15 protein-coding genes are annotated in these 16,023 nt (G+C 70.0%); 7 read left to right on the forward strand and 8 right to left on the reverse strand.

Annotation, left to right across the window (positions count from 1 at the left end):
* Positions 1 to 64: 64 nt before the first annotated feature.
* Entirely contained in the window at positions 65 to 1,303 is a 1,239-nt protein-coding gene (locus tag ACFU8W_RS14630; protein ID WP_384036292.1) for an MFS transporter, read from the reverse strand.
* An 88-nt stretch (positions 1,304 to 1,391) separates the two neighbouring features.
* Between ACFU8W_RS14630 and ACFU8W_RS14635 the strand changes: the two genes are divergently transcribed.
* On the forward strand, positions 1,392 to 1,901 hold the full coding sequence (locus tag ACFU8W_RS14635) for a MarR family transcriptional regulator (RefSeq protein WP_345515106.1): 510 nt from the start codon (positions 1,392 to 1,394) through the stop codon (positions 1,899 to 1,901).
* A gap of 449 nt (positions 1,902 to 2,350) precedes the next feature.
* Here the strand turns inward: ACFU8W_RS14635 and ACFU8W_RS14640 are convergent, their stop codons facing one another.
* From ACFU8W_RS14640 to ACFU8W_RS14665, 6 genes are all read right to left on the reverse strand, one after another.
* Entirely contained in the window at positions 2,351 to 2,926 is a 576-nt protein-coding gene (locus ACFU8W_RS14640; protein WP_345515107.1) for a hypothetical protein, read from the reverse strand.
* A 178-nt stretch (positions 2,927 to 3,104) separates the two neighbouring features.
* The gene (locus ACFU8W_RS14645) at positions 3,105 to 3,863 is read right to left on the reverse strand and encodes a succinate dehydrogenase iron-sulfur subunit (protein ID WP_345515108.1); all 759 of its coding nucleotides are present in this window, start codon (positions 3,861 to 3,863) and stop codon (positions 3,105 to 3,107) included.
* Positions 3,863 to 5,617, reverse strand: coding sequence for a succinate dehydrogenase flavoprotein subunit (gene sdhA, locus ACFU8W_RS14650; RefSeq protein WP_384036297.1), 1,755 nt, complete (start codon positions 5,615 to 5,617; stop codon positions 3,863 to 3,865). The genes ACFU8W_RS14645 and sdhA overlap by 1 nt, the downstream gene beginning before the upstream one ends.
* Before the next feature lie 29 nt (positions 5,618 to 5,646).
* Positions 5,647 to 6,120, reverse strand: a complete 474-nt coding sequence (locus ACFU8W_RS14655; RefSeq protein WP_345515111.1) for a succinate dehydrogenase hydrophobic membrane anchor subunit — start codon at positions 6,118 to 6,120, stop codon at positions 5,647 to 5,649.
* A 5-nt stretch (positions 6,121 to 6,125) separates the two neighbouring features.
* Entirely contained in the window at positions 6,126 to 6,506 is a 381-nt protein-coding gene (sdhC, locus tag ACFU8W_RS14660; RefSeq protein ID WP_345515112.1) for a succinate dehydrogenase, cytochrome b556 subunit, read from the reverse strand.
* 185 nt (positions 6,507 to 6,691) lie between these two features.
* Positions 6,692 to 7,279: a 2-oxo-4-hydroxy-4-carboxy-5-ureidoimidazoline decarboxylase gene (locus tag ACFU8W_RS14665; RefSeq protein ID WP_384037105.1), complete on the reverse strand. Its 588-nt coding sequence runs from the start codon at positions 7,277 to 7,279 to the stop codon at positions 6,692 to 6,694.
* Positions 7,280 to 7,537: 258 nt separating this feature from the next.
* On the opposite strand from ACFU8W_RS14665, the gene ACFU8W_RS14670 reads away from it, so the two are divergent.
* The 5 genes from ACFU8W_RS14670 to ACFU8W_RS14690 all read left to right on the forward strand — a co-directional run bounded on the left by ACFU8W_RS14670 (position 7,538) and on the right by ACFU8W_RS14690 (position 13,114).
* Positions 7,538 to 9,148 (forward strand): glycoside hydrolase family 20 protein, encoded by a 1,611-nt coding sequence (locus tag ACFU8W_RS14670; protein ID WP_384036302.1) that lies wholly within the window; start codon positions 7,538 to 7,540, stop codon positions 9,146 to 9,148.
* 215 nt (positions 9,149 to 9,363) lie between these two features.
* Positions 9,364 to 10,062 (forward strand): DUF4328 domain-containing protein, encoded by a 699-nt coding sequence (locus ACFU8W_RS14675; protein ID WP_384036304.1) that lies wholly within the window; start codon positions 9,364 to 9,366, stop codon positions 10,060 to 10,062.
* 169 nt (positions 10,063 to 10,231) lie between these two features.
* The gene (locus tag ACFU8W_RS14680; protein WP_384036306.1) at positions 10,232 to 10,801 is read left to right on the forward strand and encodes a hypothetical protein; all 570 of its coding nucleotides are present in this window, start codon (positions 10,232 to 10,234) and stop codon (positions 10,799 to 10,801) included.
* A gap of 484 nt (positions 10,802 to 11,285) precedes the next feature.
* On the forward strand, positions 11,286 to 12,008 hold the full coding sequence (locus ACFU8W_RS14685) for an RNA polymerase sigma factor (protein ID WP_384036309.1): 723 nt from the start codon (positions 11,286 to 11,288) through the stop codon (positions 12,006 to 12,008).
* Positions 11,987 to 13,114 (forward strand): hypothetical protein, encoded by a 1,128-nt coding sequence (locus ACFU8W_RS14690; protein WP_384036312.1) that lies wholly within the window; start codon positions 11,987 to 11,989, stop codon positions 13,112 to 13,114. The genes ACFU8W_RS14685 and ACFU8W_RS14690 overlap by 22 nt, the downstream gene beginning before the upstream one ends.
* A gap of 188 nt (positions 13,115 to 13,302) precedes the next feature.
* Here the strand turns inward: ACFU8W_RS14690 and ACFU8W_RS14695 are convergent, their stop codons facing one another.
* A complete protein-coding gene (locus ACFU8W_RS14695; RefSeq protein WP_384036315.1) occupies positions 13,303 to 14,202 on the reverse strand; it encodes a L,D-transpeptidase family protein in 900 nt (299 codons plus the stop codon).
* Between the two features lie 221 nt (positions 14,203 to 14,423).
* Between ACFU8W_RS14695 and ACFU8W_RS14700 the strand changes: the two genes are divergently transcribed.
* On the forward strand, positions 14,424 to 16,004 hold the full coding sequence (locus tag ACFU8W_RS14700) for a methylmalonyl-CoA mutase (protein ID WP_384036318.1): 1,581 nt from the start codon (positions 14,424 to 14,426) through the stop codon (positions 16,002 to 16,004).
* Positions 16,005 to 16,023: the final 19 nt, after the last annotated feature.

Here is a 16,023-nt window from a genome sequence, read left to right on the forward strand (position 1 = left end):
CCACCCTCCCTTGAACGCGTTCAAAAGCCGTTGTCGTGGACTCTAGACCTGAATTTGAACATGTTCAAGCGGGTACTCGGGGGTGCTTCTCCCCGGCTGCCCCGGTCTGGGGCGCAGGCGCCCTGAACCGCCGTACGCCCGGTACCGCAGCCGTCGCCAGACAGGCCGCACCGACCATCGCGGCGGTGACGGCGAGCGGGACTTCGGGGCCCCAGGCCGTGGCCGCGACCGGCGCCAGGGCGTAGCCCAGGGGCATCGCGCCGAGGGAGAGCAGCCAGTCGTACGAGGTCACGCGGGCCAGTGCGTGGGCGGGTACCGCGGACTGGACCGAGGTGTCCCAGACCGGGCCGAGGAAGCCGAGTCCCGCAAGCGCGATGCCGTACCCGGCGATGGTCAGCGGGGCGGGGGCGCCGGCCGCGAGGAGGCCGAGGGGGAGTGCGTACGTGGCGAGGCCCAGGTTGGCGGCCAGGACCGGGCGGCGCGGTCGGGCGCGCCCGGCCAGCAGCGAGCCGAGGAGGAGGCCGACCGCGCCGGTCTGGAGCAGGGCGATCCAGGCGCCCTCGCCGCCCATGCCCTCGACGGCCAGCGCCGGCCCCAGGGTCATCAGGACGGCCGCCGCGCCGTTCCATGTGGAGTGGGCGATCAGGCTCGTCCAGTACCAGTCGCGGCCGCGGACCTCGCCCCAGCCCTCCTTGAGGTCCGCGAGCACCGAGCGGTGCGGTATCGGTACGTGCCGGACCTTGATGGTGGACAGGAGCGCGGCGCTCACCGCGAAGCTCGCGCCGTCCAGCACGAATGCCCAGCCGGGGCCCGCGGTGAGGATCAGCGTTCCGGCGACGGCCGGGCCGCCGAGCCGGGTCGCGCTGGTGGCGACCGCCATCAGGGAGTTGGCGCGCAGCAGGCCCGGAGCTTCCACCGCGCCGCGGATCAGTGGCGACATGGTCGGCATGGCGAAGGCGCCGGCCGCGCCGCCGATCACCTCGGCGACCGCGATCTGCCAGAGCCGCGGTTCACCGCCGAGCAGTTCCACGCCGACGAAGAGCTGGGTGGCGCACCGTACGAGATCGGTGGTGAGCGCCACCGTGCGGGCGTTGAAGCGGTCGCCCACGACGCCGCCGAGGGGCAGCAGGAGCAGCTTGGGCACCATCGCGCACGCCAGCACCAGGGCGAGGGCGGTGGTCGAGCCGGTGGCCAGGTAGACGGCGAGGGAGAGGGCGGCGGGGATGGCGGCGTCGCCGAGGAGGGAGAGGGTGCGTCCGATGAAGAGCAGGCGGAAGGCGCGCGTGCGCAAGGGATGCGGCATGCGAGGAAATCTATTTCGGCACCGAATTATTCGTCAACGAAATATCTGGCGCCGAAGCACGTATGCGCGCCGGGCGTACCCTTTCCTCATGGAGTCACGCGACTGGACCGACGGACATGTCGAGCGGTGGAAGCCCGTGCTTCCCGACCTCGATCCCGATGTCGAGGGCGCGGTGACGCGCATGAAGAAGCTCTCCGTCCACCTGCGGCGGGTGCGCGAACAGTCCCTGGTCGACTTCGACCTGGACCGCCAGGAGTTCGAGACGCTCCACAAGCTCGCCGGACGCGGCGGGAAGGCGGCCCCCTCCGAACTCGCCGCCGACCTCGATCTCGCCCCCGCCTCCGTCACCGGCAGGCTGGACGCGCTCGAGCGACGCGGCTTCATTCGCCGTACACCCTCCACCACGGACCGGCGACGGGTCGACGTGGAACTCACCGAGGAGGGCCGCTCGACCTGGCTCGGCGCGATGGACTTCCTCGGTCATGAGGAGGACCGGCTCCTGGGCGTACTCGACAAGGACGAACAGATCCTGCTCAACGACATGCTGCGCCGCATCATGGTCGTCGCGGAGGACCGCGGCGGAGCCGACTGGGACTAAGAGGAGCTCACAAAATGGGCGCCCGGCTCGCGACGCCTGGCACGCACGCTCGCTGCGTTGCCGAAATGCCCCAGTAGCTCCGCCACGAGGACCTTCCAGCGCCTTGCGATCGCACGCACCAGACGCCGCGAGCTGATCGGACTCCCATTTTGTGAGCTCCTCTAAGAGGAGCTCACGGCCTGATCCACTCTCTGTCGTGCACCAGGCCGCAGGAGCCGTTGGGGCCGTCCGGAGCCCGCCCGTCCGGCAGCGCGATCTTTTGGCCGCGGGACCGGGCGGACTCCGCGAGATCGCGGGCCGGTTCGGCTTACTCGTCGAGCCGGTGGCGTTCCATGGAGGCCACGGTGACGGTGTGGTGGAAGCGGGTCATGACGCCACCCTGCCCCGCAGGGAAGGGCGTTGCCGGTGTCCGGGCACCGCCCCCCGTCCGCCCGTTCGTCAAAGGTGCGTCAGATGCTCATGGAGCGCGCGGTGTTGACCTGCGCCATCACCATCTGGAACGTCTCCGGGCCGGTCGCCTGGATCATCGTCGAGTGGTGGCGGCCGCCGCTGGTCACCGAGACCTGGATGAACCCGGTCGTCCTCTTCTCCTTCATCAGGAGGAAGAGCAGGCCGATCAGGCAGAGCAGGGCGAAGATGATCGCCAGCACGATCGCGACCGTCGGGATCTTCTCCTCGGTGCGCGACATGTCGGTCGCCGTCCACACAGCGCCCTTGAGCGGCAGCGTGCCGGACGGCGTCACGATCGAATCGTTCATGACGGTGATGTCCCCGAGCGACAGCAACGGCGCCCCGCCGCCGGGCCCCGGGCCCTGCTGCGGCGGGAACCCGTAACCGGGCGGGGCAGGCTGAGCCGGCGGATTCACGGCCGGATAGCCGTAGGCCGGGCCCGGCTGGGCCGCGGCGTCGGGCAACTGCTGCGGGTAGCCGTATCCCTGACCATCCGCGACGGTGGGCGGATTGCCCGGCTGCTGGGGCGGTCCCCACTTGTATGAGTCGTCCGCGTACGGATTCGGATCGCTCAACGTTCCCCGCTCTCGATCAAGCCTGTGCGCCCCGCGCCTTGCTGCCCCGGGCGGTGAACCGGACTCCGGCTCCGCACGACCGTACCGAACAGACCTGCGCAGCGCAGCAGGAGGCCCCGCCTCCCGCAGCATTGCTACGGAAAACGGGGCCTCCTGTGCAACTGGCGTACCGGAAGGGTCAGAAGCGACGCGTGATCAGCGCGCGCTTCACTTCCTGGATCGCCTTGGTGACCTCGATGCCACGCGGGCACGCGTCCGTGCAGTTGAAGGTGGTGCGGCAACGCCACACACCGTCACGGTCGTTGAGGATCTCCAGGCGCTGCTCGCCGCCCTCGTCACGCGAGTCGAAGATGAAGCGGTGCGCGTTGACGATCGCCGCCGGGCCGAAGTACTGGCCGTCGTTCCAGAACACCGGGCACGACGAGGTGCACGCGGCGCACAGGATGCACTTGGTGGTGTCGTCGAACCGCTCGCGGTCCTCGGCGGACTGCAGACGCTCACGCGTCGGCTCGTTCCCCTTGGTGATGAGGAACGGCATGACGTCGCGGTACGCCTGGAAGAACGGGTCCATGTCGACCACGAGGTCCTTGAGGACCGTGAGGCCCTTTATGGCCTCGACCGTGATCGGCTTCTCCGGGTTGATGTCCTTGATCAGCGTCTTGCAGGCGAGCCTGTTCTTGCCGTTGATCCGCATCGCGTCGGAGCCGCAGATGCCGTGGGCGCAGGAACGGCGGAACGTCAGCGTGCCGTCGGTGTCCCACTTGATCTTGTGAAGGGCGTCGAGGACGCGCTCCTTCGGGTCGATCTCGATCTGGAAGTCCTGCCACTGGGCCTCGTCGGAGACCTCGGGGTTGAAGCGGCGGATCCGGAAGGTGACCGTGATGTACGGGGAGGCGGCGGACTCCGCCTCCACCTTGTCCATAGTCGGGGTAGCCATCAGTACTTACGCTCCATCGGCTGGTAGCGGGTCTGGACGACCGGCTTGTAGTCGAGCCGGATCGACTCGGTGCCGTCGTCGGCGACCTCGCGGTACGCCATGGTGTGGCGCATGAAGTTGACGTCGTCGCGGTTCGGGTAGTCCTCGCGGTAGTGACCGCCGCGGGACTCCTTACGGGCCAGCGCGGAGGTCGCCATGACCTCGGCCAGGTCGAGCAGGTTGCCCAGCTCGATGGCCTCCAGGAGGTCCGTGTTGAACCGCTTGCCCTTGTCCTGAATGGACACGTTCAGGTAGCGCTTGCGCAGCTCGGCGATCTTGTCGACGGCCGTCTTGATGGTCTGCTCGGTACGGAACACCATCACATTGGCGTCCATGCACTCCTGCAGCTCCAGACGGAGCGTCGCGACACGCTCGGTGCCCGTCGAGTTGCGCAGCCGCTCGACCTGGTCGATGACCAGCTGTGCCGGGTTCTCGGGAAGCGCGACGTAGTCGTTCTTCGCCGAGTACTCGGCGGCGGCGATGCCCGACCGGCGTCCGAAGACGTTGATGTCGAGCAGCGAGTTGGTGCCCAGACGGTTGGCGCCGTGCACGGAGACACACGCGACCTCGCCGGCGGCGTACAGGCCCGGGACGACGGTGGTGTTGTCGGCCAGCACCTCGCCCTCGACGTTGGTCGGGATGCCGCCCATGGCGTAGTGCGCGGTCGGCTGGATCGGGATCGGGTCCGTGTAGGGCTCGATGCCGAGGTACGTGCGCGCGAACTCGGTGATGTCCGGGAGCTTCGCGTCCAGCTGCTCCGGCGGCAGGTGCGTGAGGTCGAGGTAGACGTGGTCGCCCTCGGGACCGCAGCCGCGGCCCTCACGGATCTCCGTGTAGATGGAGCGGGACACGACGTCACGGGACGCGAGGTCCTTCATGACGGGCGCGTACTTCTCCATGAAGCGCTCGCCGTCCTTGTTGCGGAGGATGCCGCCCTCACCACGGGCGCCCTCCGTCAGCAGGATGCCCATGCGCCAGATGCCCGTCGGGTGGAACTGGAAGAACTCCATGTCCTCCAGCGGCAGCCCGCGGCGGTACGCGGCGGCCTGGCCGTCACCGGTCAGGGTGTGGGCGTTCGACGTCACCTTGAAGAACTTGCCGGTGCCGCCGGAGGCGAAGATGATCGCCTTCGCCTGGAAGACGTGGATCTCGCCGGTCGCCAGCTCGTACGCGACGACGCCCGCGGACTTCTTGACCCCGTCGACCTCCTGCAGCAGCAGGTCCAGGACGTAGAACTCGTTGAAGAACTCCACACCCTCCTTGACGCAGTTCTGGTACAGCGTCTGGAGGATCATGTGGCCGGTGCGGTCCGAGGCGTAGCAGGACCGGCGGACCGGGGCCTCGCCGTGGTTACGGCTGTGGCCGCCGAAGCGACGCTGGTCGATCTTGCCCTCGGGCGTGCGGTTGAACGGCAGGCCCATCTTCTCCAGGTCGAGAACGGAGTCGATGGCCTCCTTCGCCAGGATCTCGGCGGCGTCCTGGTCGACCAGGTAGTCGCCGCCCTTGATCGTGTCGAAGGTGTGCCACTCCCAGTTGTCCTCCTCCACGTTGGCGAGCGCGGCGGCCATGCCGCCCTGCGCGGCGCCCGTGTGGGAGCGGGTCGGGTACAGCTTCGTGAGCACGGCGGTACGGCTGCGCTTCGTCGACTCGATGGCCGCGCGCATGCCGGCGCCGCCTGCGCCGACGATGACGGTGTCGTACTTGTGGATCTGCATGATTTCCTCTGGTCCCTCTGGCCCGGCGCCTAGCGGATGTTCGGGTCGAAGGTGAAGATCACCAGCGTGCCCAGCAGGACGGTGAACACCGTGGCGGTGTACAGCAGCATCTTCAGCCAGAAGCGGGTGTTGTCCCGTTCGGCGTAGTCGTTGATGACCGTACGGAGGCCGTTGGCGCCGTGCAGCATGGCCAGCCACAGCATCGTCAGGTCCCAGACCTGCCAGAACGGCGAGGCCCAGCGGCCCGCCACGAAGGCGAAGCCGATCTTGGAGACACCGCCGTCCAGCACGAGCTGGATCAGCAGGTGGCCGATGACCAGGACGACGAGCACGATGCCCGACAGGCGCATGAAGAGCCAGGCGTACATCTCGAAGTTGGTGCGCGAACCCTTGGGGGTCTTGCCCGTCCGCTTGCGCGGGGGCTCGATGACCGGGGCGGGGTGGTCGACGTCGTAGAGGCTGACGCCTTCGACGGCGCCGATCGCGGAGGACTCGGTGGACATTGGCCTCAGCTCCCGAAGACTGCGCGTACGGCGTGGCCGAGGACGGGGTACAGGGCCCCGACCATCAGCACGATCCAGATGCCCATGGCGGACCAGAGCATCTGCTTCTGGTAGCGCGGGCCCTTGGCCCAGAAGTCCACGGCGACGATACGGAGACCGTTCAGCGCGTGGAAGAGAATGGCGGCCACCAGGCCGTATTCGAGGAGCGCGACAGGCCAGGTCTTGTACGTGGCCACGACGTTGTCGTAGGCCTCGGGGGAGACGCGGACGAGAGCGGTGTCCAGGACGTGTACGAACAGGAAGAAGAAGATGAGGACACCGGTGACTCGATGAGCCACCCACGACCACATGCCTTCCCGGCCGCGGTACAGCGTTCCAGCCGGCACGGAAGAACCCTCCGGGAGCGGGGATTGGGGTCGGCCGGCTTGACTGTCGGTCTGACCCGGCCGGGTACGGTCCACCGGCCCCGGCCATCGTAGCGACGGTTTGTCGGTTCGCTCGCGCCGGGGCCTCTGGTGTGATCAAAGTGGCAATGAAACAGGCACGGACGGGCTAGAACCTTTCGTTCGGATCATGCCGGCCCGGCGCCCGTCACCAGCTCGATGATGCGGCCCCGCGCGAGCCGGCGCATCTCGTCCGCCGTGACCGCCCGCTCCTCGTCGGGGTCGTGGCCCAGCCTGGCCCGGATGCCGGCCAGCACCTGGTCCGGGTGCTCGGCGGGGTGGAAGGCGTCGAGGCAGATCACGAAGACATGGCCGAAGCGGCTCTCGTACGCGGCGTGCGCGGCGCTCAGCGCGAGATGCGCGGCGTGCGGTGCGGCGTGGTGCAGTCCCGGGGAGACCTCGGCGGCGAGCGCCTCGGCGAGATCCGCGGGCGCCATGTCGTACCCCGCCTCGTCCGCGGCGGCGAGGAGGGCGTCCAGATCGGGGTACGGGCGGTGAGCGGCCAGCCGCAGCGCCCAGCGGGGACTGCCGCAGCAGCCGAGCAGGGCGGCTTCGGCGTCGGCGGTGGGTGCGGTGTTGAACCGGTCGAGGCCGAGGGGGCGGGCACCGAGGCAAGCCGGGGCCGGGCCGCGGTTCTGGGCGGGGAGCGTGGGCGGGCCGACCCGCCGCTGCGGTGGTTCCGGGAGGCCGGCGTGGGACTCGCTGGGCCTGGACAGCGTGGGACTCCTCGAAACATCGGCATCTCTGTGAGCCTGGTGCAGTGAGGGGGACCGGAGGCCAGGGAGATGCAGGGTGAAGGGAGAGACGAATGTGCCCAACGCTATCGGGGCCAGGCAAGGGCCATGCGACGGATGCGCGAATTTCACCCGGAAGGGAGAGTTTCGGCACTTCTGATGGGCGATTCTTCGAGGAGTATGCCCGGCTATCTCCTTACTTCTTCTTTTTTGACTGCCACAACCGGAGGTTTCTGACCGATGTCTCCCTCACGTGGAGCCCTCGCGGCCGGTGCGGCCCTCGTCGCGGCAGCCGCCGTGACGATCGCCGTCGTCGTCTGGCCGGAAGGTGCGGACACCGGACCCCCGGGGGAGGCGTCCATGGCCAGCGCCCCCTCGAACGCCTCCCTCACCCCCTCGCCGACCCGCAGATACCCGCTTTCCACGGCGCCCCGGACCATCCCCGCCGTGCGGGAGCACATCGCCGCCCGCGGCCCCGGCTGGCGGCCGGGCCCGACCAGCACCGTCGTGATCGCCAACGGCAGTGGTCCGCTCGCGGACGAGGCGCAGCTGCTCGCCAAGGAGCTGAAGATCCGTTACCGGGGCGCCGTCCCGGCCCGTGCGGGCGATGTCGAGCTGGCCCTCGGCGCCCCGGGTGACGGGGTCCCCGAGTCGTACACCCTCAAGACCCACGACCGGCGCGTCGTCATCACCGGCCCCGACCAGGCGGGTGTCTTCTACGGAACCCGCACGCTGAAGCAGTCGCTGCGCGCCGACGGCGTGATGCCCGAGGGCGAGGTGCGCGACCGTCCCGACCGGCCGCAGCGCGGACTCAACCTCGACATCGCGCGCAAGTACTACACCGTCGGCTGGATCGAGGACCGGCTGCGCGACATGGCCGACCTCAAGCTCAACCAGCTCGGCCTGCACTTCTCCGACGACCAGGCGTTCCGGATCCAGTCCGACACCCACCCCGAGGTGGTGTCGCCTCAGCACCTCACCAAGGCGGAGGTCCGTCAGATCCTCGCCCTCGCGGGCCGGCTGCACATCGACGTGGTCCCCGAGATCGACTCCCCGGGCCACCTGGGCGCCGTCCTGCGCGCCCATCCGGAGCTCCAGCTGCGCAACACGGCGGGCGTGCGCTCGATCGGATCGATCGACATCTCCGACCCGGGCGCGGCGAAACTCATCGACCAGCTGATCGGCGAGTTCGCCGAGCTCTTCGGCGGTGCGTACTGGCACCTGGGCGGGGACGAGTACCGCGCGCTGATGGTGAAGGACCCGGCCGCCTCGTACCCGCAGCTCCAGCGCGCCGCGCAGCAGAAGTACGGACCGGCGGCCGGGATCAAGGACCTCGCCACCGGTTGGCTCAACGACCGCGCGGCAGTGGTGCGCCCGCACGGGCAGCAGCCGAAGGCCTGGAACGACGGCTTCTTCCGCGGCGGAGTCGTCCAGGCCGACAAGAACATCGAGGTCGAGTACTGGACGGGCAAGGAGTACGGTGCCCGGCCGCCGGAGGAGTATCTGAGCGAGGGCCGGCGCCTGGTGAACCTCAACGACGAGTTCCTCTATTACGTGCTCGGCCAGCCCAATGCATTCGTCTACCCGACCGGGAAGCGGATTTACGAACAGTGGACCCCGCTCGTCCTGCGCGGCACGCAGCCGGTACCGGCCCGCTTCTCGAAGCAGATCCTGGGCGGTCGGTTCGCGGTCTGGGGCGACCTGCCGCAGGCGCAGACCCCGGCGCAGGTGGCGGCGGGGATCCGGATGCCGCTGCGGGCCACGGCCCAGAAGCTGTGGGATCCGAGGAGGCCGACGCTGAGCTGGGGTCAGTTCCAGGCGCTGGCCGCGACGATCGACAAGGCGGGCTGAGGGGGCGGCCGCACCGGATCTCGATGGACAGTCCGGTGGGCCGGGGCTACATTCCGCTTGCAGCGCGCTCCGGGGAGGGAGTCGCGCGTTCGTGCGGAAAGATTCGGAACCCTGGGGGCCGTTTCATGCTGTGCTCAACCTGCCGAGTCAGACCGCCGGTCACCGCGGACGGGCGCTGCATCCTGTGCGCCGGGCCGGACGGGGCGTCGGCGCCGATGCCTGCGGCCCCGCCCTTCGCGTCACCGCAGCAGCAGCTGCGCTCACCCGACGGGCTTGCGAAGGCCGTCGTCATCCTGCTCGTGGTCGCCGCCGTGTCCGACCTGCTGGCCGTGCTTGCGGGGCTGAACATCCGCAGCCTGCTCGGCGATGCGCTGAACAACGGCCTCGCCACGATCGACGACGCCGAGGCGGATCGCGCCGACAACCTGTACGCGGCCTCCGGGGTCCTTCAGCTCCTGGTGCTGCTGGCCACCGGCGTCGTCTTCATCCTCTGGTTCCGCCGGGTGCGGCTGAACGCCGAGGTGTTCGATGCGAGCATGCAGCAGATGAAGCCCGGGTGGGCGGTCGGCGCCTGGTTCGTCCCGTTCGCCAACCTGGTGCTGCCGCGTCGGATCGCGGGCGGCATCTGGACCGCGAGCGCCCAGACCAACACCGACGGCAGCTGGCGGACGGTCTCCGCGGCCCCGGTCAATCTGTGGTGGGGGGCGTGGGTCTGCTCGTCGCTCTTCTCCCGGTACGCATCCCAGCAGTACATGAAGGCCGAGGAGGTGCAGGAGATCATGGACGCGGCCGGCCGGATGCTGGCAGCGGATGCGTTCTCCATCGTGGCCGCGGTCCTCGCGATCCTCTTCGTACGCAAGCTGACCCGTATGCAGGGGGAGCGGGCGGCGCTGGGCGTATATCCGCTCAGCTGAGGACGAACCCGCCGAGGACTCGACGAGGGACGGACCTGCTGACAGGTGTGATTTCAGACTCCAGCAGTGACGATTTTGAGCCATTCGGCGCTGAAAGCGGTATGCGGCAGCGGGAAGCGCCGCGTCCCCGTGCGGACCCGTACGGGGACAGGCCGACGGGGAGAAGCCGATGAGCCTGCTGGAACTGATCGCTGCCGCCGACGAGCGGGGGCTGGTCGCGAGCGGGATCGCCTGCCTCGACCGATGCCTGCCCCAGCCCGCCGAGGGCGCCGACCCGGATCCGCTGCGTCCGCTCTGGGCCGGTTGCGCGGACGATGAGGCGTGGCCGGACCGCCTCGTGGAGGCGCGCCACGCGCTGGACGGTGCGAAGGAGGCGGAGGCGCGGACGCAGATACGGCAGCTGCTCGCCCACGCGCCCGCGGACCGGGCGGCTCCGGGGCTCCGGGAGTGGGCGGACGCGTGCTCGCTGCTGGCCCTGGAGGTCCACCTCGGACAGGACGCGTCGCCCGGTGCCGGAGTGGACCTGCTGAGGCGCTGCCGCGAGGGCGATCCGGAGGGGGCGGGACCGCTGGTGGCCGGGGAAGTACGCCGTCAGATCCGCATCCTGGAGATGCTTGCGGATTCCGGTACGGGGGCTGCGGGGCTGCGCCAGGTGCTGGACGTGTCGACGGAGGGGCAACGAGTGCTGCGCGCGGCGACGGCGCGGAGGGCGCGGGGGCGCGGACCGGGCGGGGCGTGACCGGGTCCGTCCGGTGACCGTTCTGTCCTCCGTCGCCGGGCGTTGAAGGTGCCCTCGATCGCCGGCCGGCCTGATCGCGAGCCCGCCCGGCGATCGAGGAACGGCAGGCCCGTCCGGTGTGCGACGGTTCACGACTGCCTGGACTGTGTGCGGCGAGCCTCGGATTCGCGAGGCGTCCACCCGTGCGCCCCACCCCGGACTGAGCGGGCGGCCCCGGGGGATTCCCCGGAAGAACGAGGACGACCGGGGCCGCCACCCCCCACAGGAGAGGCCCCGGTCGTCTTCCGCGGGGCCGCAGGACGACCCCGTACTTCTCTCAGCGTCGTGAGTGCGTTTTCTGTCACACCTCACTGTGTCCGGGAACGTTGCTGGTTGTACAAGTCATGGACGCGGCCCCTGCGAAGGACGTAGCGTGCTGGGGCGCGCAGGGTGGCGCGGTAGTGGTGACCAGCTGCGATTCAGGACAGCAGGGCGGGTTGAGGGAGTGCTGGGGGACGACGCGGAGCTGACCGCCGCGGTGCTCGCGGCACAGGACGGGGACGAGGACGCCTTCCGTTCTGTGTACCGCGCTGTGCAGCCGCGGCTGCTGGGCTACATACGAACGCTGGTGGGGGAGCCGGACGCCGAGGACGTGGCGTCCGAGTCCTGGCTGCAGATAGCACGCGACCTCCACCGGTTCAGCGGAGACGCCGACCGGTTCCGCGGCTGGGCGGCGCGGATTGCCCGCAACCGAGCTCTCGACCATGTGCGAATGCGCGGCAGGCGCCCCGCGATCGGCGGCGACGAGACCGAACTGTCGGAGAAACCGGCCGAGTCCGACACCGCCGGCGAGGCGATCGAGGCCTTGGCCACCGGCCGTACCATGTCCCTCATCGCCCAACTGCCGCAGGATCAGGCCGAGGCCGTCGTGCTGCGCGTGGTGGTCGGCCTGGATGCGAAGAGCGCGGCGCAGACGCTGGGCAAGCGGCCGGGGGCGGTACGCACCGCCGCACACCGCGGACTGAAAAAGCTGGCGGAGCTGCTCCGCGCGGACAGTGACGAGGACGGGGGCGAAGAGGACGCGTCGCGGGGAATTCCGCCGCACGGGAGCGCGGCAGGTCATGCGGCGGAACTCGACGCCGTACCCACGCAGCGCCTTTCCCGGACCGGTCTGGCAGCGTCCGCCGGTGTGACGGATTCGCGTCTGTGGACGCAGAGGGACATGTGATGGCCGACGAGCAGGACGCATGGCTTGACAGGGACGCCGCGGAGCGACTGCTCCGCGGCGAACCGGTCGATCCCGGCGAAGGCCATGCGCGCACCGACGCCGAACGGCTCGCGGCCGCGCTGGACGCGGCTGCCCGCAGTGCCCGCCCGGCCGCCGGTGAACTGCCGGGCGAGGCCGCAGCACTGGCCGCGTTCCGGACGGCCCTGCGCGCAGGGCCGCGGGCGACGGCGCCGGCGGACGTCCGGTCGGCGGGACACGCCGCGAAGGACAGCGGGCCGAAGACGCTGGGACCGGTACGCATAGGTCCCGCGGCCTCCCAGGGCGGCCGCACGCGTGCGCCGCGCTGGAGCCGTCCCGTCCGTTTCGGTCTTGCCGCCTCCCTCGCCGGCTGCGCGCTCGGTGGGGTGGCGGTTGCGGCAGGCGCGGGCGTGCTTCCCGGTCCGTTCGGCAAACACGCCAACCCGCTGCCGGCCTCCTCGGTATCGGCGTCCGCGTTTCCGGAGGAACTGGGCTCCGGGGACGCGTCCGGCAGGACGACCGCCCCGCCGTCGGGATCGCCGGACGTGAACACGTCCCCGGATTCTTCCGGTGGAACCCACCAGGGCAAGGACGACCGTGACGGCACGTCCGGCACGGCCGGAACGCCGGACGGGAGCGGCGCCCGGAACGGCGGGAGCGACGGCCTCCGTTCCCCGGACGCGACCGACAGCAAGGGCACGCCCGGCGGCGGCCAGGACGACACGTCGGGTGCCCGGTCCGCCCGGACTCTCCAGGCGTGCCGCGACTACCGCGACGGCAAGCTCAACGACGCCCGCAGACGCCGTCTCGAAAAGCTGGCCGACGGCGCCGCCAACCTGGACCGGTTCTGTCAGCGGATGTTCGACGAGGCCGGTGACGAGGGCGACCAGGATCAGGGGAACGGCGCCGACAAGGAGAACGGTGCCGACGCGGACCAGGCAGCCGCAGCGGACCGGGCCGACGGCAGTGCGAACGCGCACCAGTCGCTCTGGTTCGCACCCGGTACCCCGGCCCCGTCGGCCACGGCGTCCCCGACCGGTGTCGCCTCCCCGACGGCCACGGCTCCGGCCGTCTCGGCCGACGGCTGAGCCGTTCCGGCCGCTCCGCCGGCACCGGGTGTGACACTTTTCGACCCGTTGACGCAGTAGAGAGTGAGCCGACTGGTCATCGGCAGCGCACAGAGCCGGGGTTCCCCCCGTACCTTCGGCTCAGCGCACCTGGCGCGGGCGGGACACGTTCCCCCGGTCCCGCCCGCGCCCCCTTTCCCCGCCTCCGCTCACCAGTAGATGACGACCTTGTCGCCGTTGCGGACCTGGTCGAAGAGGGCGGCGATCTTCCCCTCGTCCCGGACGTTCACGCAGCCGTGCGACGCGCCGGTGTAGCCGCGGGCCGCGAAGTCCGCCGAGTAGTGCACCGCCTGACCGCCGCTGAAGAACATTGCGTACGGCATGGCCGTGTGATAGATCGTCGACACGTGGTGCCGGGACTTCCAGTAGATGGAGAAGGTGCCTTCGCGGGTCGGCGTGTACTGCGAGCCGAACCGCACATCCATCGAGGAGACGACCCGGCCGTCGATCATCCACGACAGGGTCCGGCTGTTCTTGCTGATGCAGAGCACCCTGCCGGTCATGCAGCGCTTGTCGGGCCTGGCGGCGGGCCGGGATGTCGGCGGGTTCAGCTCGGCCGCCGTCGGCTTCCGCGTCATGGCGACCAGCTTCTGCCAGGTGAGGGTGTCCGTTCGGCCCGTGCGGGACAGACCGCGCTTGCCCTGGAAGGACTGCACGGCGGCGACGGTGAGCGTCCCGTAGTAGCCCGTCGGGCTGCGGTCGAAGTGGCCGATCTGACGGAGCCGGGCCTGCAACTCCCGTACCTGCTTGCCCTCTGAGCCGGTCGCCATCAGCGTCCTGCCCTGCGGAGCGGGCTTCGGTGCGGCGGACACCGACGGCGAGGGCGCGGCAGTCGACGGCGAGGGGGTCGCGGCGGGCTTGGCGTCGTCGGTCGCCGGAGCGGAGGTCTTCGGCGGGGACGAGGGCTTCGCCGCGGAACCGCCGGAGGCATGCGCCTGGCAGCCCGCGGTCGTGGCGGCCAGCGTCAGGACGGCGACGGCGGTCACCGCCGTGGCGCCTGCCCGGTGTGCTGTTCCTCCGCCGTGACGGGTTCTGTGTATCCGCATCATCCTCGGCCCCCTGATTCCTTCGTTCCCTCTTGGGACGGATTCCCGCTCTGCCCGGTTGCCAAAGCCCGCGCATGATGGTGAGTGCGGCGGCGAAGGCCGTAGGACGCACCCTGTGAGCAAGGTCCCAGCCGGTGCCCCTCCACCGGTCGCGCGGCCGCCGCTACAGTCCGTCGCGAGGATCGTTGGTTACCAGTTAGTAGCTTCAGTGGGAGGCACAGCAGATGACGCGCGAGTCGGAGTCGGGACTGCCCATCGAGCCGGTGTACGGGCCGGACACACTCGACGGGTGGAACGCCGACGACAAACTGGGAGAGCCCGGTGCCTACCCCTTCACGCGCGGCGTGTACCCCACGATGTACACCGGCCGGCCGTGGACGATGCGGCAGTACGCCGGCTTCGGCACGGCCTCCGAGTCCAACGCCCGCTACAAGCAGCTGATCGCCAACGGCACGATGGGTCTCTCCGTCGCCTTCGACCTGCCCACCCAGATGGGTCACGACTCCGATGCACCGATCGCGTCCGGCGAGGTCGGCAAGGTCGGGGTGGCGATCGACTCGATCGACGACATGCGGGTGCTGTTCGGCGGGATCCCGCTGGACAAGGTCTCCACGTCCATGACGATCAATGCCCCCGCCGCCCTGCTGCTCCTCCTCTACCAGCTGGTCGGCGAGGAGCAGGGCGTCCCGGCGGACAGGCTGACCGGCACCATCCAGAACGACGTGCTCAAGGAGTACATCGCCCGCGGCACCTACATCTTCCCGCCCAAGCCCTCGCTGCGGCTGATCGCCGACATCTTCAAGTACTGCAAGGCCGAGATCCCGAAGTGGAACACCATCTCGATCTCCGGCTACCACATGGCGGAGGCCGGAGCCTCGCCCGCGCAGGAGATCGCGTTCACCCTCGCGGACGGCATCGAGTACGTCCGTACCGCCGTCGCGGCGGGCATGGACGTCGACGACTTCGCCCCGCGTCTCTCCTTCTTCTTCGTCGCCCGTACGACCATCCTCGAAGAGGTCGCCAAGTTCCGCGCCGCCCGCCGGATCTGGGCCCGGGTGATGAAGGAGGAGTTCGGCGCATCGAGCCCCAAGTCGCTGATGCTCCGCTTCCACACCCAGACCGCGGGCGTCCAGCTCACCGCGCAGCAGCCCGAGGTCAACCTGGTGCGCGTCGCGGTCCAGGGGCTGGGCGCGGTACTCGGCGGCACGCAGTCGCTGCACACCAACTCGTTCGACGAGGCGATCGCCCTGCCGACCGACAAGTCCGCCCGGCTCGCGCTCCGTACCCAGCAGGTCCTGGCGTACGAAACGGACGTCACCGCCACGGTCGACCCGTTCGCGGGTTCGTACGTCGTCGAGAAGATGACGGACGACGTCGAAGCCGCTGCCCTGGAGCTGATGGGCAAGGTCGAGGACATGGGCGGCGCGGTCAACGCCATCGAGCGGGGCTTCCAGAAGAACGAGATCGAACGCAGCGCCTACCGCATCGCCCTGGAGACGGACAGCGGGGAGCGCGTCGTCGTCGGCGTCAACCGCTTCCAGCTCGACGAGGAGGAGCCGTACGAGCCGCTCCGCGTCGACCCGGCGATCGAGGCCCAGCAGGCGGCCCGGCTGACGAAGCTCCGTGCCGAACGGGACCAGGGCGCCGTCCACGAGGCGCTGGGGCGGCTGAAGAAGGCGGCCGAGGGGACGGACAACGTCCTCTACCCGATGAAGGACGCGCTGGCGGCGCGGGCGACGGTCGGCGAAGTCTGCAACGCGCTGCGGGAGGTGTGGGGGACGTACGTGCCGACGGACGCCTTCTGAGCCGGGGGCCGCCTGCGTC

It is taken from the genome of Streptomyces sp. NPDC057565, from assembly GCF_042801455.1.
GTDB lineage: Bacteria > Actinomycetota > Actinomycetes > Streptomycetales > Streptomycetaceae > Streptomyces > Streptomyces yanii.

What these genes read in the sequence shown, in the direction of transcription:
- ACFU8W_RS14630 (WP_384036292.1), bottom strand. Translation starts at nt 1,303, where the DNA reads ATGCCGCATCCCTTGCGCACGCGCGCCTTCCGCCTGCTCTTCATCGGA.
- ACFU8W_RS14635 (WP_345515106.1), top strand. Translation starts at nt 1,392, where the DNA reads ATGGAGTCACGCGACTGGACCGACGGACATGTCGAGCGGTGGAAGCCC.
- ACFU8W_RS14645 (WP_345515108.1), bottom strand. Translation starts at nt 3,863, where the DNA reads ATGGCTACCCCGACTATGGACAAGGTGGAGGCGGAGTCCGCCGCCTCC.
- sdhA (WP_384036297.1), bottom strand. Translation starts at nt 5,617, where the DNA reads ATGCAGATCCACAAGTACGACACCGTCATCGTCGGCGCAGGCGGCGCC.
- ACFU8W_RS14655 (WP_345515111.1), bottom strand. Translation starts at nt 6,120, where the DNA reads ATGTCCACCGAGTCCTCCGCGATCGGCGCCGTCGAAGGCGTCAGCCTC.
- ACFU8W_RS14670 (WP_384036302.1), top strand. Translation starts at nt 7,538, where the DNA reads ATGTCTCCCTCACGTGGAGCCCTCGCGGCCGGTGCGGCCCTCGTCGCG.
- ACFU8W_RS14675 (WP_384036304.1), top strand. Translation starts at nt 9,364, where the DNA reads ATGCCTGCGGCCCCGCCCTTCGCGTCACCGCAGCAGCAGCTGCGCTCA.
- ACFU8W_RS14680 (WP_384036306.1), top strand. Translation starts at nt 10,232, where the DNA reads ATGAGCCTGCTGGAACTGATCGCTGCCGCCGACGAGCGGGGGCTGGTC.
- ACFU8W_RS14695 (WP_384036315.1), bottom strand. Translation starts at nt 14,202, where the DNA reads ATGATGCGGATACACAGAACCCGTCACGGCGGAGGAACAGCACACCGG.
- ACFU8W_RS14700 (WP_384036318.1), top strand. Translation starts at nt 14,424, where the DNA reads ATGACGCGCGAGTCGGAGTCGGGACTGCCCATCGAGCCGGTGTACGGG.